A 20,585-nucleotide genomic window follows, 5' to 3' on the forward strand; every position below is an offset into this window, starting at 1 on the left:
AAACCATTCGTAATCAAATTATTACTAATGGTTTTTAGTATCTGAAATATGATAAAATAGAAAGGATAATACATTAATTAAGGAAAGTAAAAATGGCAAATAAAGAAAGTGCAGAGCGTAAGGAGCTTCATCGAAAAATATGGGCGATTGCGGACGATGTTCGTGGAGCTGTTGACGGTTGGGATTTCAAGCAGTACATACTGGGAATTCTTTTCTATCGCTTTATTTCTGAGCACATGGCAGACTATTTTGATCATGCTGAGCATGAGGCTGGAGATATAGAATTTCGTTATGCTGATTTGAGTGATCAAGAAGCTGAGCGAGATTTCAAACCAGGGACAGTTGAGGATAAGGGGTTCTTTATTCTTCCAAGTCAATTGTTTAAGAATGTCGTCAAGAATGCTTCACAAAATGAAAATTTAAACGAAGATTTAGCTAAGATATTCCAAGATATTGAGAAGTCGGCGATTGGATTCAAGTCTGAGGATGATATCAAAGGTTTATTTGATAACTTGGACACACGAAGTAACATTCTTGGTGGAACTGTTCCAGAGAAAAATAAACGTCTTTCTGATATTCTTAATGGTATCAATAGCATTAACTTTGGCAACTTTGAGGAAAATGACATTGATGCCTTTGGGGATGCTTATGAGTTCTTGATTTCCAACTATGCGAGTAATGCTGGTAAAAGTGGTGGTGAATTCTTCACTCCTCAGACAGTTTCTAAATTACTTGCTCGTTTGGTGATGGTTGGTAAGGATAAGATTAACAAGGTCTACGACCCAACATGTGGGTCGGGCTCTCTCTTGTTACAGATGAAAAAACAATACGAAGACCATATTTTGGAGGATGGTTTCTTTGGTCAAGAAATCAATATGACCAACTACAACTTGGCTCGTATGAATATGTTCTTGCACAATATCAACTACAATAACTTCGATATTAAGCGAGGAGACACCCTTTTAAATCCTCAACATTTGGATGAAAAACCGTTTGATGCGATTGTTTCAAACCCTCCTTACTCTGTCAAATGGGTGGGAGATGGAGACCCAACTCTCATCAACGATGACCGTTTTGCACCAGCTGGTAAACTAGCTCCTAAGTCAAAAGCTGACTTTGCCTTTATCATGCATAGTCTCAACCACTTGTCTAACAGAGGTCGAGCAGCCATTGTATGTTTCCCAGGCATTTTTTATCGAGGAGGTGCTGAGAAGACCATTCGTCAGTATCTAGTAGATAACAACTTTGTTGAAGCAGTGATTGCTCTGCCTGATAATCTCTTCTTTGGAACCTCTATCGCAACCACGATTTTAGTGTTGGCGAAGAATAAACTAGAAAATAAAACACTTTTTATCGATGCGAGTAAGGAGTTCAAAAAAGAGACCAATAACAATGTCTTGACGGATGACAATATCGACCATATCGTTGAATTATTTACTAATTATCAAAGTGTAGACTACAAAGCAGCTCTTGTTGATAATGAAGTGATAGGTTCAGAGCAGGATTACAACCTTTCTGTCTCTACCTATGTTGAACAAGAAGATACACGTGAGAAGATTGATATTAATGAGCTTAATAAAGAAATCGCTGAGACTGTTGCTAAAATTGACCACTTGCGTGCAGAGATAGATAAGATTGTAGAGGAACTAGGAGGTAAATTATGAACATCCTAGAAGAAATTCAAAACTGCCCCGTTAAGTGGAAAGAGCTAGGGGAAGTGTGCGAAATTGTCAGAGGAAATGGGTTACAGAAAAAAGATTTTGTAGATGAAGGCATACCTTGTATTCATTATGGACAAATATATACATATTACAGTAGTTATGTATATAAAACGAAATCATTTGTCTCTATTTCTTTGTCTGAAAAGTTGAAAAAAGCACAAACTGGCGATATTATTGTAGCGACAACTAGTGAAAATATAGAAGATGTAGGAAAATCTATTGTTTGGTTGGGAGATGGTGATGTATGCATTGGAGGTCATTCTTGTATAATAAAAACGAATGAAAATCCAAAGTATATAAACTATTATATGCAATCTATTTTCTTTCAAAAACAGAAAGAAAAACAAGTAATTGGCACTAAAGTTATAGAGCTTTATCCTAAAAATCTATCAAAGATTAAAATCCCAATTCCTCCTCTAGAAATTCAAGAAAAAATCGTGCAGATACTTGACAAAATGACTGAGTATGTTACAGAATTGACCTCAGAATTGACCTCAGAATTGACCTCACGTAAAAAGCAATATTCTTATTATCGAGATAAACTCTTATCATTTGAGGATGAGGTATACCAGGTTGAGTGGAAGACTCTAGGAGAAGTGGCTAGATTTAATTATGGCTATACTGATAAAGCGAAAGAGACGGGAGATATTAGATTTATTCGAATTACTGATATTGATGAAAATGGTTATCTCAAGTCGAATGATAAAAAGTATATTTCTTTAACCGAAGAATCTAGAAACTATCTAGTAAAACATGGTGACTTATTGATGGCTAGAACGGGTGCTACTTATGGTAAAACTTTATTTATTGATACTGCTGAAACTAGCGCGTATGCCTCTTTCTTAATAAAAATTACTCCATCAGAGAAGTTAAATTCGAGATACTATTGGCACTTTTCAAAGAGTGAATTGTACTGGAAACAGGCTAATAATTTGGTTTCAAAGGCAGGTCAGCCCCAGTTTAATGCGAATAGTTTGAAAAATGTAAAAATCCCAATACCTTCTTTAGAAATCCAGTCTCGTATTGTTCAAGTTCTGGACAACTTTGATATGGTTTGTAACGACTTAAATATTGGACTGCCTAAGGAGATTGAGCTACGTCAAAAACAGTACGAATATTTCCGAGAAAAACTCTTGACATTCGTCGCCGAAGGCGAGTACACTGACAGTACAGTACAGTACAGACAAGACATCATTAGGCTCTTAAATTGGGTATTTGGTCCAATTCGGGTGAAGTTAGGACAAGTCATCAGTTTACAACGTGGGAAGCGTCTTGTTAGAAATCAGCTAACTACTTCAGGAAGTTTTCCAGTTTATCAAAACAGTTTGACGCCTTTGGGATATTATACCGAAGCAAACAGAGTGAAAAATACTAGTTTTGTGATTTGTGCAGGAGCGGCTGGTGAAATAGGATATTGTGATACGGACTTTTGGGCAGCAGATGATGTGTACACATTAGAGACGTCAGATAATATTTCTGATAAATTTATGTACTATGTCTTGTTAAGTAAGCAAGATAGACTCAAATCGCAAGTTCGAAAGGCAAGTATTCCGAGATTATCTAAGGATGCTATTGATAAAATGACTTTTTACTTACCATCCATTACAGAACAAGAAAGAATTGTCTCCATTCTTGACCATTTCAACACCTTAACTAACTCTCTTTCTGAGGGCCTTCCAAAAGAAATCGAACTAAGACAGAAACAGTATGAATACTGGCGAGAACAATTATTAACCTTTACTAGATAAAGTCTTTAATCAATGTGAGATTGAATCTCAATTAAAACAAAAAAGGAACATACCATGGTTGATTATTCAAAAGTACATGAAGTAATTGCGGAAACAAATGAAGGGATTCTCTTGGCTGAGTATCAACCAGAGTATCGCACGGATCGAGAATATCAGTCAGAGGCTGATTTAGAAAATCAGTTGATTTCTGATTTGGTGAATCATCTCAACTATGAACGCTTAAATATTCATACACCTGAAGAGCTCTTAGCAAATGCCAAGATGCAAATTGAAAAACTTAATAAGGTGACTTTTTCGAATGCTGAGTGGGATCGCTTTGTAGTAGAGTATTTAGACTGCCCCAATGAAGGATTAGTTGAAAAAACTCGAAAAATTCAAGAAAATTTTATCTATGACTTTGTCTTTGATGATGGACGAATTAAGAATATTTTTATCATTGATAAGAAAAATATTCATAACAATAGTATGCAAGTCATCAACCAAGTGACTCAGATGGGAAGTCACACTAATCGATATGATGTAACCATCTTAGTTAACGGTCTTCCCTTAGTTCAGATTGAATTGAAAAGACGCGGGGTTAGTCTAAAAGAAGCTTTTGAACAAATCCATAGATATAGTAAGGAAAGCTTCAATAGTGAAAATTCTTTATACAAATACATTCAAATTTTTGTCATTTCTAATGGAACTTATACACGCTACTTTGCAAATACGACAGCTCAAAATAAAAATCATTATGAATTCACCTGTGAATGGGCAGACCGTAAAAATAAAACCATTCACGATTTAGAAGACTTTACTGTCACTTTCTTGAGTAAGCGAGTCCTCTTGGAAGTCTTGACCAAGTATTGTGTCTTTGATGCGGATAATACCTTACTCATCATGCGCCCATATCAGATAGCTGCAACAGAGAGTATTTTACGAAAGATTCATTCCACAAATGAAATGAAGAATTTCGGTACGATTAATGCTTGTGGCTATATCTGGCATACGACAGGTTCAGGGAAAACTTTGACCAGCTTTAAGACCGCTCGTTTAGCAACGGAGTTGGACTATATTAATAAAGTGATTTTTGTGGTGGATAGAAAAGACCTTGACTATCAAACCATGAAGGAATATCAAAAATTCCAACCAAATTCAGTCAATGGTAGTAACAATACAAAAGAACTCCAACGTAGTATTGAAGAAAATGATGATCGAATTGTTGTCACAACCATTCAAAAGTTAAATAAATTCATCACTGCGAATCCAAACCATGAAATCTATAGTAAAAAATGTGTTTTAATCTTTGATGAATGTCATCGCTCTCAGTTTGGGAAAGCACAAAAACGGCTTAAAAAAGCTTTTAAACAGTATGCCTTATTTGGATTTACTGGGACTCCGATTTTCCCAGAAAATAGCTTAACGGGAGAAACAACACAAGAGGTTTTTGGCGAACAACTTCATAACTACGTTATTACAGATGCTATCCGAGATAAAAAAGTGTTGAAATTCAAGGTTGACTATAACTATATCAAACCTGAAATAAATAAGTATAGAGAAGCGGAAAAAGCAGTCGGCCGAGAGCTTGATGAGAAGAAGCTCAAAAAGATGGAGAAGGAACTCCTTTTGCATCCAGAACGGATAGCAACTATCACAGAGTACCTTTTGAGAGTTTATAATGATAAGACGCATCGAAATCAACACTATACTCATAAACAAAAACAACTGTCTGGATTTAATGCCATGCTGGCTGTACAAAGTATTGAAGCCGCGAAATTATACTATGAAGAACTTCAGAGACAACAAGCAGAAATACCAGAAGCTAAGCGTTTGAAGGTCGCGACTATTTTTAGCTTTGCGCCTAATGAAGAACAGTCAGCTTATGGCGAGATTCAAGATGAAGAGCTAGATCCTCAAGATGCAACTATGCCTCTTTCATCTAAAGAGTTTCTTTCTAAGGCAATCCACGACTATAATCAAATGTTCAAGACCAACTTTTCGACTGATGGGAAAGAGTTTCAAAATTACTATCGTGACCTTTCTAAAAGAGTAAAGTCCAAGGAAGTGGATTTGCTGATTGTAGTGGGTATGTTCTTGACAGGATTTGATGCTCCAACCATGAATACTCTCTTTGTTGATAAAAATCTACGTTATCATGGTTTGATTCAGGCTTTTTCTAGAACCAATCGAATTTTTAACAAGGTTAAACCATTTGGGAATATCGTATGTTTCCGTGATTTAGAAAAGGCCACTCAAGAAGCTATTAAAACCTTTGGGGATACCAATAAACTTGATATTATCTTAGAAAAAAGTTTTAGCGAATACATGGATGGTTTCGTGGATCAGGTAACGGGTGTTAAGGTCAAAGGTTATACAGAAGTCTGTCAGGAAATTCTGGAAAGATTCCCTAATCCACAAGAAATTGAAACAGAGCATGATAAAAAAGAATTTGTTAAGTTATTCGGTGAGTTTCTGAAGCTTGATAACGTCCTTCGAAATTATGATGAATTTCAAGAAACCGACAAGCCTATTTCGGAAGGGTATCTCCAAGATTTAAGAAGTTCTTATGTAGAAATTCGAGATGAATTCTTAAACCTTAAAAATTATGAAAGAACAAAAGACTTAGGTGTTGACCTTTCAGATATTGAATTTGAGATTGAACTCTTAAAAACAGATGAGATTAATCTAGACTATATCCTTGCTTTGATTGTCGAAAAATCGAAGAACTCTGAGTCTAAAGAAGCAATGAAAGCTGAAGTTAGCCGTGTCATCCGCTCAAGTATTGATATTCGTGCTAAGGAAGAGTTGGTTATTGGGTTCATTAGTGATACTGATTTAGCGAGTCTGAAAGACCATGATGAGATTATCAATGCCTTCTATGCTTATGGTAAAGAACGTAAAGCAGTCGCTATTCGTGAATTGGCAGAGTCTGAAAAGCTTGTAAAAGATTATCAATTATTCATTGATCGATCTATTCAACGAGGTTATGCTGAGAATAGTGGAGCTGAGTTGGATTCGATTATTCCACCAACTTCTCGTAGACAAGGAGCTCGTGAACGTAAGAAACAAGATATCCTTCATAAAATTCAAAACCTGGTTGATATTTATTCTGGAATCTAATTGATTATTAATCATTAACTATTTGTACTAAAAGCTTCTTGGATGAAAATTTGAGTGAAGTTTATTCTCCTTTGTTAATAATTACAGTTATCTTATATCCACTTGGTTAACTTCTTACCCTCCTTAGTTTTCTAAGGAGGGTTTTTTGTCGAGTTATTTTTCTTGCTTCTTTGAAAAAAGAGTGTATAATGATGTAATATAAAATGTTACAACAAAACAAAAACGAAAAGGAGAAAACTATGGCCTACGCCTACAATAGCAAGATTTACTTGGCAGAAGCTGTGCTCAATGTGAAGGATTTGGCGCGCCAGACTGCTTTTTACACCCAAATTTTGGGCTTAGAGATGTTGTCTCAGTCGGAGAAGGAGGTCCTCCTTGGGGCTGGGGGCAAGTCCTTGGTCCATCTCATCCAAACGGACCGGTCTGAATCTGTTAGAGCTAGCTATGGTCTCTATCACATGGCCATTCTCCTACCTAGTCGAGAGGACTTGGCGGATGTCTTCAAGCATATTGCTGAGCTGGACTATCCCTTTGTCGGGGCTGCGGACCATGGCTACAGTGAAGCCCTCTATCTCGAGGACCCAGAGGGCAATGGTATCGAGCTCTACCTGGATAAGCCAGTGGCGGACTGGGATATCCGTGAGGATGGTCGCATCATCGGGGTGACAGAGGAACTCTCTGCTCAAGAAATCTATGAAATGGGGCGCAAAGTAGTGCCCTTCCAGATAGCGTCCGATACCCGCATGGGACATATCCACCTCTCCGTAAGGGATAGTCGAGTAGCGTCAGCCTTTTACCAAAAGGTGCTGGCATTATCGGATAAGTTTACTCTTCCATCAGCCAGCTGGATCGCTTCGGGTGACTACCACCATCACTTGGCAGTCAATGAGTGGGGTGGCAAGCACTTGGCCAAACGAGAAGCCCAGCTTCCTGGACTTGCCTATTACGTCATCCAAGTAGAAAAGAAAAAAGACTTGGTTGCCATTGCAGAGCGAGCAAAAGAGCAGGAGGCACCTGTCAACTGGTTGACCTCAAGCGAGCTCGAGTTTACAGACCCAGATGGGATTGTAACACGTGTCAGAAAGGGTTAGAAAGCTTGATAAATCTGTCTTTTTGAGAGAAAAAATAAAAAAATAGTAAGAATTAGTAATATTCAAGATGTAATTCTTGACTTTATACCTGGGTCGTGTAGAATAGTAATTGTAATAAATGATATTACAACAGAAAGAAGAAACATCTATGAAAAACATTTTATTTATCGTCGGATCTCTTCGTCAAGAATCATTCAACCAACAAATGGCTGAGAAAGCAGAAAGCCTTCTTGAAGGAAAAGCAACAGTGACGTACTTGGACTACAAGGACATCCCGATGATGAACCAAGATTTAGAAACGCCAACCTTGCCAGCGGTGCAAGCGGTGCGTGATGCAGTCCTTGCTGCGGACGCCATCTGGATCTTCTCACCAGTTTATAACTTTGCCATTCCAGGTGTGGTGAAAAACTTGATCGACTGGCTCAGCCGTGCCCTTGACCTATCAGAAACTCGTGGCCCATCTGCTCTTCAAGACAAGATCGTAACAGTCTCTTCAGTTGCTAATGCTGGACACGAGCCAATGTTTGCAGCCTACCAATCCCTCTTACCATTCGTTCGTACCCAAGTAGTGGGAGACTTTACAGGAACAACCGTTAACCCAGAAGCCTGGGCAACAGGTGAACTGGTCTTGACAGACGAAGCAATCGCAGGATTGGAAAAACAAGCCCAAGCTTTATTGGAAGCATAAGAAAAGAGAGTGGGACAGAAATCGGACATTCGTTAGAATTCGATTTCGTCGTCCCACCTCCGCACAGTTGAGTAGGGCTGTAAAAGCGGATGAAATCAGCGTAGTAGAGGCCACTCAACCACTGCGTCTTGCACGACAATCCAAGAACAATTGAGAGGCTAGGATTTTTGTCCCAGCCTCTTAGAATGTAGAGAAACTACTTTTTACGTAAACTATCTAGATGATTCTTCAATATAATGACTTCTATTTTTAGTCATTTAAGAAGATCTAAAACTTTCCGCTGTGTGCAAAGTGCCTGAAACGCAATTGTTTCAGGCACTCGGAATTATTGAGAGTAAAACAGTTTGGGGAACTGTTTTAGCCTGAGCCTAGAAAATAAAGAGCGAGGAGGCTCAATAATTAGTCATGGAACTTCCTGGATTGCTGAAATCATCCACTGGATAATTTCACCTAACCTCCGTACTCACCTAAGGAAAGTTTTTTTGAAGATTTTATCTTCAATAGCTGAGACAGAAGTCTCAGCTTTTTTAGATACTAAACAATTGTCCGAAGAGATAGGTTACACCCATGGTAAGTAGTCCAATGACCAAGTTACGGATCATGGCTTGCTTGGTTGGGGCTTTTCCTAGCTTGGCGCTGGTGTAGCCAGTAAAGAGAAGGGAAAGGGCTACGATGATCACCGTTGCAGGGATCCGGATTTCTTTGGGAAAGAGAAGGATGGACAGCATGGGAGGAAGAGATCCGAGGACAAAGGCAAGGAAGCTAGAAACGGCCGCATGCCAAGGATTGGTAAACTCTTCAAACTCCAGGCCATACTTTTCTTCCACCAGGGCCTTGAGAGGGTGTTTGAGAAAGGCCCGCTCGGTCATGATTTGAGCAGCTGTTTCGCATTCCCCATTTTGAATATAGGCTGCGTAGAGGGAGTCGCGTGCAGCTTTTGGATCGCGGTCCAAAAGGGCTTGTTCTCGACTCACAGCGGCTTCTTCTGTATCCTTTTGAGTCGATACAGACACGTATTCACCACCTGCCATAGAGAAGGCACCAGCTAGAATTGCAGAAAGGCCAGATAGAAAGATGATCCAGAGGTTACTGGTCGCACTGGCAACCCCAATGACAACTCCAGCGATTGAGATAATGCCATCATTGGCACCGAGCACTCCAGCCCGTAAGATATTTAAGCGGTCGTTAAAAGAGGCATCAACCCCATGTTTTGTTTCAGTCATACTTGTCTCCTGATTTCTTATTTAGAATGATTATAATTAAATGTTTATCAGTTTGCAAGTCTTTTGTCCCAAATGATAAAAGTCCGACAATTTAAGAAAAGTCTAATGACCATTTAATCCTGAGTTAATCCTAAGGTAAGAGAGGGAAATATAGATATTATAGTGTTTTGACATTCGAAATAATTTTAGATATAATTTACAAAAGTAAAAATATTTATAGGAGAGAACCATGAAAAAATTAGTCGCAAGTGGAATCACTTTGCTTTCAGTCTTGACCTTGGTCGCATGTTCGGGAAATCAAACTGCAAAACCAGAGGCTTCTTCAGAGAAATCTTCTAGCAAGGTGGAAAAGAAATCTTCTTCCTCAAAGAAAACATCCTCAACTAAGAAGAAATCATTTTCATCAAAGAAATTTGAATTGACGGATGATACAAGTAGCTCTTCCAGCCAGTCTTCATCAGGCTCTGGCGCTCAAGCAACAGCTCCAGAAGTTGTTTTGGTGACAGATCAAGAAATTGAAAATGCGAAAACAATCGGTGATATCAAGGGACTTTATGCAAAACTAGCTGAAAATTATAAGAAGCATGCCAATGAATTGGGAGAAAAGTTGCCAAAATCTGAACAAGAATCTTACTTCAAGACCTTGGAACCTGGTATCAAAAAGATGGATGAAGAGTTGGCTTCTGTGAATGAAACACTGACTCAATTTGGAGATGATACAACGCTTTTCCCAGAAGAGCACCGTGCAGCCTTTATTGAGGCCTTCAAAGCAACCCGTGATACGATGACAAATGCTTTGGTAACTGCGTATAAGTTTGTTGGAGGTTTGACTAGCTAATCCTCTATCTTCTCTGTGGGAACTTAGTTTCTGTAGCTATAGATTGGATCAAGATCAAAAGTAAGAAAAGAGTCAGCAGATTGCAATTTCCATCTGCGGACTCTTTTTTGCTGTCTTGCTTTGCTAGTCTTTTAGAGTCAGTCGTGCTATAATCGTACTAGCAGATTATTGAAGGAGAAGTTCATGAATCAAACAGTCGAATATCTAAAAGAACTCACAGCCATTGCATCACCGACGGGCTTTACAGAAGAAGTGGCAGCCTATTTGGTGAAAACCTTGACAGAGATGGGCTACAGTCCGATCCGTACAGCTAAGGGAGGGGTGACAGTTGTCCTCAAGGGTGAAAATGACGAACAACACCGCTATATCACAGCCCATGTGGATACGCTTGGAGCGATCGTGCGGGCAGTCAAGCCAGATGGCCGTCTCAAACTGGATCGCATCGGTGGCTTCCCTTGGAACATGATCGAAGGGGAAAACTGTACTGTCCATGTAGCCAATACTGGTAATACCCACTCGGGTACTATCCTTGTCCACCAAACCTCTTGCCATGTTTATAAGGATGCGGGAACTGTGGAGCGGACTCAGGACAATATGGAAGTGCGCTTGGATGAAAAAGTAACCAATGAAAAAGAAACGCGTGACTTGGGGATTGAAGTGGGAGACTTTATAAGTTTTGATGCTCGGACCATTGTCACGGATACAGGCTTTATCAAGTCTCGTCACTTGGATGACAAGGTCAGCGCTGCTATCTTGCTCAACCTCTTGCGCCTCTATAAGGAAGAAGGCGTGACTCTTCCAGTGACGACTCACTTTGCCTTTTCTGTCTTTGAAGAAGTTGGGCATGGCGCTAACTCTAGCATCCCGGCTCAAGCTGTCGAATACTTGGCTGTGGACATGGGGGCGATGGGAGATGACCAGCAGACAGACGAGTACACGGTTTCTATCTGTGTCAAAGATGCTTCGGGTCCTTACCACTATAGTTTCCGCCAGCACTTGGTAGCCTTGGCCAAGGAGCAAAACATCCCTTACAAACTGGACATCTATCCTTTCTATGGCTCTGATGCCTCCGCAGCCATGAGTGCAGGAGCAGAAGTCAAGCATGGTCTTCTCGGAGCAGGGATCGAATCGAGCCACTCCTATGAGCGGACCCATGTGGATTCTGTGGTGGCGACAGAACGCATGGTCGATGCCTATCTCAAGAGTGACTTGGTGAAATAAGCTCAATTTTTAGGTATCACAAAAATAGCTTTGTATCTGCCTAGTCTAGTTGACTGGGCAGATTTTTTAGGATAAACTGTCAAAAAATTCTTGACAAGCCAAAAAATTGTAGTAAAATATGTAGTAAATCAGAAAGTAACTAGTCTAAGATTTTCAGGGAGCCTGCGGCTATTGTGAGCAGGTAGTCGGAGTTAGTGAACATTGGGCTGATTGTTTAGAGTAGGAGAAGATAACACATATTCTTCTCGGTAGGCACCCCTTATCGTGCAACTCCTTGTTAGAGGAGATAGAGATAATGGTCGCTTTCTACCCTTTTTGACCATTAACTGAGGTGGTACCGTGTTAAATCCGATTTAATGCCCTCACAGAGTTTTACTCTGTGAGGTTTTTTGTATTCTTTTGAAATTGGTCTAGTTGTTAACTTTGAAGACTATTGGATGTGATTGGTCAGGACTTGCATGGCTTCGTCCTTAGGAAAAGAAAGGAATTCTTATGAAAAAAATTTTACCAGCTGATACCTTAACCCCCATTCTAGCCTACATGCGTGTCCAAGGAGACCATAAGGTTATCCTTGAGTCTATCCCGCGTGAGAAGGAGAATGCCCGCTTTTCTATCGTGGCCTACAATCCAGTCTTTGAGGTAACCTATCAGGATGGGGTCCTATATGAGAATGGCAAGGTGCTGGAGCAAGATCCTTTTGACTACCTCCATCAGGTAACGGTCAAGGGGTTGACATCTGATCTTCCTTTTGCCGGTGGAGCTATCGGTTTTGCGGGCTATGATATGATCGGAGTCTATGAGGAGATTGGACGGATCCCTCAAGATACCATTGGGACACCAGATATGCATTTCTTCATCTATGAATCCTATTTGATCTTTGACCACAAGAAGGAAAAAGTATATGTGGTGGAGGACAATATCTACTCTGGTCGGAGCAATGATGCAGTCCGTCAATCACTGGGGAAAGTGGTGACTGATTTGCAAACTCAAGCACCAAATGAGTTCACCCCTCAGGCCTTGCAGGCCCTGCACTTCAGCAACCACATCGAAAAAGAAGTCTTTATGGATATGGTGGCCAAGGCCAAGAAGCTGATCCGCGAAGGTGATATGTTCCAGTGTGTCCTCAGTCAACGTTTTTTAGCAGACTTCGAGGGAGATCCCTTGGATTATTATCGAAATTTGCGCGTGACTAACCCATCCAACTATCTTTATTTCTACGACTTTGGCGACTACCAGATCATTGGGGCCAGTCCGGAAAGTCTGGTATCGGTGAAAAAAGGAGAGGTGACGACTAATCCAATCGCTGGAACTCGACCACGTGGGACGACGGAGGAAGAGGACCAAGCCCTGGCTCATGAACTCCTCCACGATGTCAAGGAAACAGCCGAGCACCGCATGCTGGTGGATCTGGGACGCAATGATATCGGGAAAATCGCCCAAAACGGAACGGTCGAGGTGACCAGGTATATGGAAGTGGAGTATTTCCGTTATGTTATGCATCTGACCAGTGTGGTCAAGGGACAACTCCTGCCTCACTTAACAGCTCTAGATGCTTTGAAAGCTACACTACCAGCTGGAACAGTCTCTGGGGCTCCTAAGATCCGGGCCATGCGTCGGATCTATGAGTTGGAAGAGGAAAAACGTGGGGTCTATGCGGGTGCGATCGGCTACCTCTCCGCTACAGGGGATATGGACTTTGCCATTGCCATCCGGACCATGATCCTCAAAAATCAAAAGGCCTATGTCCAAGCTGGAGCAGGGATTGTCTACGACAGTGTTCCGGAGAATGAATTTTACGAAACGATTAACAAGGCAAAATCAATGACAAGAATAGGAGATGTTCAATGATTTTATTAGTGGATAATTATGATTCCTTCACCTATAATTTGGCCCAATATCTGGGAACATTTACAGAGGTTGAGGTCTTGCGAAATGATGATGAACGCTTGTATGAGCAGGCGGAGTTGGCAGATGCCCTTGTCTTTTCACCAGGTCCAGGTTGGCCGGCAGATGCTGGGAAAATGGAAGCCATGATCAAGGACTTCGCTGGTAAAAAGCCCATGTTAGGGATTTGTCTTGGTCATCAGGCTCTGGCAGAAACATTTGGCGGCAAGTTGCGCTTGGCTAAGAATGTCATGCATGGGAAACAAAGTCAGATCATCTTTGAAACACCTTCACCAATTTTTGAGGATATTGACAATGAAGTCCCCATCATGCGTTACCATTCGATCGTCGTTGATCAAATGCCAGAAGAATTTGAGGTCACGGCCATTACTACGGACGACCAAGAAATCATGGCCATTCAACACAAGAGTCTGCCTATCTACGGGCTTCAATACCATCCTGAGAGTATCGGTAGTCCAGATGGCCTAAAAATGATTGAAAATTTTGTGAAGCTAGTCCTAGACTAGACCGGTAGTACTAAGCAGATAGAATACCGAATAAACCTGTAGTACTAAGCAGATAGAATACCGAATAAACCTGTAGAAAAGACAAGAGGAACTCCTTATGAAAGAACTATTCTTACAAATCTCTAATCGCCAAGACTTGACCCAAGAGCAAGTCCAAGAAGTCTTTGATCAAATCTTGCAGAACCAACTATCAGAAAGTCAAATCGCTGCCTTTTTGATGGGACTCAAAACCAAGGGAGAAACAGCGGACGAAATTACGGGGATTGTACGCGCCTTAAAGGCCCATGCGACGGTTTTACCCGAGACCTTTTCAGATGCCATGTGTAACTGTGGGACTGGTGGCGATCAATCCTATAGCTTTAACATTTCGACGACGGTTTGCTTTGTTCTGGCTGCTGGAGGGATCCGCATGGCCAAGGCCGGCAATCGCTCTGTTTCTTCTAAGTCAGGATCTGCGGATGTCCTAGAAGCGCTTGGCATCAACGTAGCTGCTTCGCCAGAAACCCTCTCTAAAGCTTTGGACGAGGTTGGTTTGGCCTTTATCTTTGCTCAGACCATGCATCCAGCTATGCGCTTCATTGGCCCAGCTCGTCAAGCTATGGGGATTCCAACGATCATGAACCTGGTCGGCCCTCTGGCGAATCCGCTGGACCTAGAAACGCAACTCATGGGTCTCTATCGTGCCGAATTGCAAGAAATTGTCGCCCGTGCTATCCAACAGTTGGGACGCAAACGTGCAGTGGTCATCACAGGTCCTGACAATATGGACGAAGCGGCTCTCTATGGGACCAATACCTACACCCTGCTAGAAGATGGGAACATCAGCCAGCATACCTTTACCTATGAAGATATGGGGATGGAAAAGGTGGAGCTATCCGAAATTACAGGTGGTGATGCCAAGGAAAATGCTGCGATTCTCCTCAGTGTCTTGAAGAATGAAGCCAGCCCTTATCTGGAAACGACGGTTCTCAACGCTGGTCTGGGCTTCTTTACTAATGGGAAAGTCGCAACGATCAAAGAAGGTGTAGAGTTGGCGCGCCAATTGATAGCGGATGGTTCTGCCCTTGCTAAATTGCAACACTTACAAGAGGTTCAAGTATGAGTAAAGCCTTTCTACCTACAATCTTAGAACAAAAAGAAAAAGAAGTGGCTCAAATGGTCATGGAAGACCTCCAACCTCTCCGTCAGACCTACCGTCTCTATGATTTTCTCAAGAGCCATCAAGAGCACTTACAAATCATCGCCGAGGTGAAGAAAGCCAGTCCTAGTATGGGGGATATCAATCTGGATGTGGATATTGTCGCCCAAGCTAAGACCTATGAAGAAAATGGGGCAGCCATGATCTCGGTCTTGACGGACCAAGTCTTCTTTAAGGGGGATCTAGACTATCTTCGTGAGATTTCTTCCCAGGTGACGATTCCAACTTTGGCCAAAGATTTTATCATTGATGAGAAACAAATTGTCCGCTCTCGCAATGCGGGAGCTACAGTCATTCTCTTGATAGTCGCAGCCCTACCAGAAGCCCGGCTCAAAGAACTCTATGACTTTGCGACGGGGCTTGGTTTGGAGGTTCTTGTAGAAACCCATAACTTACCTGAGCTCGAAATAGCCCATCGGATTGGGGCTGACATCATCGGGGTCAACAACCGGAACCTCGTCACCTTTGAAACAGATCTGAATACCAGTCTTGAATTGTCTGCGCATTTCAAAGACCGGCCCGTTTATATATCTGAGTCCGCTATTTTTAATGGTGCAGATGCAAGCCTTGTTGCTCCCTACTTTAATGGGATTTTAGTAGGGACTGCTCTCATGACAGCAGGGGATGTAGCAGAAAAGGTCAAGGAGTTACAAATTGACAAAGGTTAAAATATGTGGCCTGTCTACAGTGGAAGCAGTGGAGACAGCTGTCCTAGCAGGCGCAGACTATATCGGTTTTGTGTTCGCTGAGAGCAAGCGGCAAGTCAGTCTGGAGCAAGCCCAGGAATTGGCAAAACGGGTGACTGGCAAGTCCAAAATTGTCGGAGTCTTTGTCTCACCAAGTCTAGAGGACTTGGAACAAACCATTGGTCAGGTTTCCTTAGACATGGTTCAGATTCATGGAACCTTTGATGAAGCTCTGATTCCATTGATTTCAGTTCCCGTCATTCGAGCAATTCAGCTCAGTGATCAGGAAGCCCAAGTAAGCAGTCAGGCAGATTATCTGCTCTTTGATGCTCCAGTAGCTGGGAGTGGTCAAACCTTTGATTGGGGCTTGCTGAAAGATCAGAAGATCCAGCAGGACTTCTTTATAGCAGGGGGCTTGACAGTGGACAATGTCCGCCAAGCTAGAGAGACCTTTCAGCCATATGCAGTAGATGTCTCCTCGGGGGTCGAAACGGACGGTCGCAAAGATATAGAAAAGATAAAAGCATTTATAGAAGGAGCGAAAGCATGAACTATCAACTACCGGATGAAAAAGGATTTTATGGAAAATTTGGAGGACAGTTTGTTCCAGAAACCCTGATGACAGCCGTGATTGAACTCGATAAGGCTTATAGAGAAGCCAAAGCAGATCCAAGCTTTCAAGCGGAATTGGATGACTTGCTCAAGAATTATGTAGGTCGGGAGACACCCCTTTACCATGCCAAGAGTCTTTCCAAGCACATCGGTGGAGCTCAAATCTACCTGAAACGGGAAGACCTCAACCACACAGGGGCTCACAAGATTAACAATGCCCTTGGGCAGGTCTTGCTGGCAAAACGAATGGGCAAGAAGAAAATCATCGCGGAGACAGGGGCTGGTCAACACGGGGTAGCGACTGCGACGGCTGCGGCTCTCTTCGAGATGGAGTGCACCATCTACATGGGAGAAGAAGATGTCAAACGTCAAGCCCTCAACGTCTTTCGGATGGAGCTCTTGGGAGCAAAAGTTCATAGTGTAACGGACGGATCGCGCGTGCTGAAAGATGCGGTCAATGCGGCCCTTCGTGCATGGGTAGCTGGGATCGATGATACCCATTACATCATGGGATCTGCCCTCGGACCAGCTCCCTTCCCAGAGATTGTTCGAGATTTTCAATCTGTTATTGGTAAGGAAGCGAAACGTCAGTTTGCAGAGGTCTCAGGTGGAAAACTTCCTGACGCGGTCTTAGCTTGTATCGGTGGGGGTTCCAATGCCATTGGCATGTTTTATCCCTTCGTAGAAGATGAATCTGTAGCTATGTACGGAGCAGAGGCGTCTGGCCTTGGTTTGAATACGGACAAACACGCAGCTACCTTTGCCAAAGGTCGTCCAGGAATTCTTCACGGAGCCTTGATGGAAGTGCTTCAAGATGCCCATGGACAAATCATGGAAGCTTTCTCCATCTCTGCTGGTTTGGATTATCCTGGTGTGGGTCCAGAGCATTGCTATTTCAATGAAATTGGCCGGGCAACCTATGATGCGATCACGGATGAAGAAGCCCTTGAAGGATTTCAATTGCTTTCACGTTTGGAAGGGATTATCCCAGCCTTGGAGTCCAGTCATGCTATCGCTCTAGCGCAAAAAGTCGCAGCGGAAATGAGTCCAGATCAAACGCTCATCGTCTGCCTATCTGGTCGTGGAGACAAGGATGTCATGCAGGTAAAAGAACGGTTTGAAGCAGAAGGGAAGTAGAAATGACGAAAACACTAACAGAGTATTTACAAGCCATCAAAGACAGTAAGCATGGGATCTTCGTGCCTTACATTATGGCGGGGGATCACGAGCAAGGACTGGATGGCCTATTTGATACCATCCAGCTCTTGGAAGAAAGTGGAGCATCGGCTATTGAAGTGGGTATTCCTTGGTCTGATCCTGTAGCAGATGGGCCGGTCATCGAAATGGCTGGGCAACGCAGTTTAGCTAAGGGCGTGACCTTAACAGCTATTGTGAAAAAACTCCAAGAACAAGAGGCCAAGATTCCTCTCGTCATCATGACCTATATCAATCCGGTCTACCAATATGGGATAGAAGCCTTTATAAAAGAATTAGCTTCTACCTCAGTCAAAGGTTTGATCATTCCGGACCTGCCAAATGAGCATGCGGATATGATAGCCCCTTACTTGAAAGAGAGTGACGTTGCCCTCGTTCCCTTGGTCAGCTTGACCACTGGTATCGAACGCCAGAAGACTTTGATCCAAGAAGCAGAAGGCTTTATCTATGCGGTAGCCATTAATGGGGTAACTGGGAAAATGGGCAACTACCGGGATGACTTGGATCAGCACTTGGCGACCTTGAGAGACTTGGCCACTATTCCAGTACTGACAGGTTTTGGAGTCTCCACTAAGGAAGATATCGACCGCTTTAATCAGGTATCTGATGGTGTCATCGTCGGATCGAAAATTGTTCGGGACCTTCATGAGGGCAAAACCAGCGATGTCAAGGACTTTGTAGACTATGGTTCCCACTTTAATAAATGCTAAGGATAAGAAAAATTACAAAATTTAATAAATTTTCAGAAAATTACTTCTCTTCTGAAAATCTTTGTGGTATAATCTTAAGACAACCTTAAAAATTTATTAGGAGTAAACAATGAAAAAAAGAAATGTCATTGCTCTTGCAGGAGTAGCTCTTCTTTCAGCAGGTATTCTTGCAGCATGTTCTGGTGGTTCTAAATCATCTAGCTCTAGTTCAAAATCAAGTGAAGCAGGTCAAAAGTTCTCTTATGTCTATGAGACAGAACCTGAAAACTTGAACTACATCACATCTGGTAAAGCTGCAACCCACGAAATCACAGGAAACTTGATTGATGGATTGTTTGAAAACGACAAGTATGGGAATTTGATTCCTTCACTTGCTAAAGATTGGACAGTTTCAGAAGATGGCTTGACTTATACTTACAAACTTCGTGATGATGCTAAATGGTATGATTCAGAAGGGGAAGAGTATGCGGACGTGACAGCTGATGACTTCGTTGCAGGTATCAAATATGCCGCTGACCACAAGTCTGAAATGCTCTACATCATTCAAAATTCCATCAAGGGCTTGAATGATTATGTTGAAGGAAAGACTTCTGATTTCTCAAATGTTGGCATTAAAGCAGTCGATGATCATACCCTTCAAATCACTTTGAACCAGGCAGAGCCTTTCTGGAATTCTAAGTTGACTCTTGGAATTACGTTCCCTATCAACGAGAAATTCGTAGAATCTAAAGGGGACAAATTTGCCCAAGCGAGTGACACTAGCTCTCTTCTTTACAATGGTCCTTACATCTTGAAGAGCTTCACTTCTAAATCATCTATCGAGATGAGCAAGAATGAAAACTACTGGGATAAAGACAATGTTCACATCACAGACGTTAAGCTAGAATACTATGATGGTCAAGACCAAAGTAAATTGGCCAACTCATTTGAGGACAACGCTCTTAGCCTTGCTAAATTGTTCCCAACTGGACCTGGATTTACTGACCAAGCTAAGAAGTTTAAAGATGAAATCATCTACACTCCACAAGATGCCAGCACTTTCGTTATCGGTGTCAACATCGATCGTCAGTCATACAAGTACACATCAAAAACAACTGATGAAGAAAAATCATCTACTAAGAAAGCTCTTTTGAACAAAGACTTCCGTCAAGCGATCAGCTTTGCCTTTGACCGTGAAGCCTATGCTGCCCAAGCAAATGGTAAAGATGGAGCAAGCAAACTGATCCGTAACTTGTACATCCCACCTACATTCGTTCAAGCAGATGGTAAGAGCTTCGGTGAGATGGTTAAATCTGAGTTGGTGACTTATGGAGACGAGTGGAAAGATGCAAATCTTGACGATGGTCAAAATGGTCTTTACAACGCAAAACAAGCCAAAGAAGAGTTTGCGAAAGCTAAATCTGCACTTGAAGCAGACGGCGTGAAATTCCCAATCCACTTGGATATGCCAGTAGACCAAACGACTCAATCTAAGGTTCAACGTGCTCAATCCTTCAAACAATCGGTTGAAAGTACGCTTGGAAAAGAAAACGTCGTTGTCGACATCCATATGGTATCCAAAGAAGACCTCTTGAACGTAACCCTCTTTGCTGCAAAAGCAGAAGACGAAGACTGGGATATCTCAGATAACGTTGGATGGAGCCCTGACTATCAAGACCCATCAACTTACCTTGATATCTTGAAAGCATCTTCTGGTGAAAACACTCGTACCTTCCTTGGATTTGACCCAAGCGAAAACAATGAGGCAGCTAAGAAAGTTGGTTTGTACGACTTTGAGAAGATGGTAACAGAAGCAGGAGCTGAAACACAAGACCTTAACAAACGTTATGAGAAATATGCTGCAGCTCAAGCTTGGTTGACAGATAGTGCATTAGTCATCCCAACAACATCTAAGACTGGTCGTCCATTCTTGACTCGTGTTGTACCATTCTCAGCACCATTTGGCTGGACCGGTGGTAAAGGAAAAGACAACGTTGTCTATAAAGGTATGGAACTTCAAGACAAGGCTGTTACTACTGAAGACTACAACAAAGCTCTCGAAAAATGGAAGAAAGAGCAAGCAGAGTCTAACCAAAAAGCTCAAGAAGAATTAAAAAACCATGTGAAATAAGCATGAATTAATCG

The 20,585-nt window shown here is 42.0% G+C and carries 16 protein-coding genes; 15 read left to right on the forward strand and 1 reads right to left on the reverse strand.

The annotated features are described in order from the left end of the window. Window positions 1-92 precede the first annotated feature (92 nt). The 5 genes from DW930_RS00640 (at window position 93) to DW930_RS00660 (ending at window position 8,347) form a co-directional block, all read left to right on the forward strand. Entirely contained in the window at window positions 93-1,664 is a 1,572-nt protein-coding gene (locus DW930_RS00640) for a type I restriction-modification system subunit M (protein WP_123159059.1), read from the forward strand. Beyond that, entirely contained in the window at window positions 1,661-3,469 is a 1,809-nt protein-coding gene (locus DW930_RS00645) for a restriction endonuclease subunit S (protein WP_123159060.1), read from the forward strand. The genes DW930_RS00640 and DW930_RS00645 overlap by 4 nt, the downstream gene beginning before the upstream one ends. A gap of 54 nt (window positions 3,470-3,523) precedes the next feature. Then, entirely contained in the window at window positions 3,524-6,568 is a 3,045-nt protein-coding gene (locus DW930_RS00650; protein WP_123159061.1) for a type I restriction endonuclease subunit R, read from the forward strand. Between the two features lie 239 nt (window positions 6,569-6,807). After that, complete coding sequence (locus DW930_RS00655; RefSeq protein ID WP_123159062.1) at window positions 6,808-7,659, forward strand: VOC family protein; 852 nt, start codon at window positions 6,808-6,810, stop codon at window positions 7,657-7,659. Window positions 7,660-7,807: 148 nt separating this feature from the next. Beyond that, window positions 7,808-8,347 (forward strand): NADPH-dependent FMN reductase, encoded by a 540-nt coding sequence (locus DW930_RS00660; protein ID WP_123159063.1) that lies wholly within the window; start codon window positions 7,808-7,810, stop codon window positions 8,345-8,347. Window positions 8,348-8,874: 527 nt separating this feature from the next. Here the strand turns inward: DW930_RS00660 and DW930_RS00670 are convergent. After that, a complete protein-coding gene (locus tag DW930_RS00670) occupies window positions 8,875-9,570 on the reverse strand; it encodes a VIT family protein (RefSeq protein WP_023027030.1) in 696 nt (231 codons plus the stop codon). Between the two features lie 229 nt (window positions 9,571-9,799). Between DW930_RS00670 and DW930_RS00675 the strand changes: the two genes are divergently transcribed. The 10 genes from DW930_RS00675 (at window position 9,800) to DW930_RS00720 (ending at window position 20,571) form a co-directional block, all read left to right on the forward strand. Further along, window positions 9,800-10,408 (forward strand): hypothetical protein, encoded by a 609-nt coding sequence (locus DW930_RS00675; protein WP_123159064.1) that lies wholly within the window; start codon window positions 9,800-9,802, stop codon window positions 10,406-10,408. Between the two features lie 183 nt (window positions 10,409-10,591). Next, window positions 10,592-11,629, forward strand: coding sequence for a M42 family metallopeptidase (locus DW930_RS00680; RefSeq protein WP_123159065.1), 1,038 nt, complete (start codon window positions 10,592-10,594; stop codon window positions 11,627-11,629). Window positions 11,630-12,121: 492 nt separating this feature from the next. Beyond that, complete coding sequence (gene trpE / locus DW930_RS00685; RefSeq protein ID WP_123159066.1) at window positions 12,122-13,477, forward strand: anthranilate synthase component I; 1,356 nt, start codon at window positions 12,122-12,124, stop codon at window positions 13,475-13,477. After that, window positions 13,474-14,040 (forward strand): aminodeoxychorismate/anthranilate synthase component II, encoded by a 567-nt coding sequence (locus DW930_RS00690; RefSeq protein WP_123159067.1) that lies wholly within the window; start codon window positions 13,474-13,476, stop codon window positions 14,038-14,040. Before trpE ends, DW930_RS00690 begins: the two co-directional genes overlap by 4 nt. A gap of 97 nt (window positions 14,041-14,137) precedes the next feature. Then, window positions 14,138-15,142, forward strand: a complete 1,005-nt coding sequence (trpD, locus tag DW930_RS00695; RefSeq protein ID WP_123159068.1) for an anthranilate phosphoribosyltransferase — start codon at window positions 14,138-14,140, stop codon at window positions 15,140-15,142. Further along, window positions 15,139-15,906 (forward strand): indole-3-glycerol phosphate synthase TrpC, encoded by a 768-nt coding sequence (trpC, locus tag DW930_RS00700; RefSeq protein ID WP_123159069.1) that lies wholly within the window; start codon window positions 15,139-15,141, stop codon window positions 15,904-15,906. The genes trpD and trpC overlap by 4 nt, the downstream gene beginning before the upstream one ends. Next, complete coding sequence (locus DW930_RS00705) at window positions 15,893-16,474, forward strand: phosphoribosylanthranilate isomerase (protein ID WP_123159070.1); 582 nt, start codon at window positions 15,893-15,895, stop codon at window positions 16,472-16,474. Before trpC ends, DW930_RS00705 begins: the two co-directional genes overlap by 14 nt. Further along, a complete protein-coding gene (gene trpB, locus DW930_RS00710; protein WP_123159071.1) occupies window positions 16,471-17,673 on the forward strand; it encodes a tryptophan synthase subunit beta in 1,203 nt (400 codons plus the stop codon). The genes DW930_RS00705 and trpB overlap by 4 nt, the downstream gene beginning before the upstream one ends. Window positions 17,674-17,675: 2 nt before the next feature. Then, window positions 17,676-18,461 carry a tryptophan synthase subunit alpha gene (gene trpA, locus DW930_RS00715; RefSeq protein WP_123159072.1) on the forward strand — a complete coding sequence of 262 codons (786 nt, stop codon included), beginning with the start codon at window positions 17,676-17,678 and terminating at the stop codon, window positions 18,459-18,461. A gap of 109 nt (window positions 18,462-18,570) precedes the next feature. Continuing rightward, on the forward strand, window positions 18,571-20,571 hold the full coding sequence (locus DW930_RS00720; protein WP_123159073.1) for a peptide ABC transporter substrate-binding protein: 2,001 nt from the start codon (window positions 18,571-18,573) through the stop codon (window positions 20,569-20,571). Window positions 20,572-20,585: the final 14 nt, after the last annotated feature.

This window comes from Streptococcus sp. AM43-2AT (assembly GCF_003603405.1).
Classification (GTDB): domain Bacteria; phylum Bacillota; class Bacilli; order Lactobacillales; family Streptococcaceae; genus Streptococcus; species Streptococcus ilei.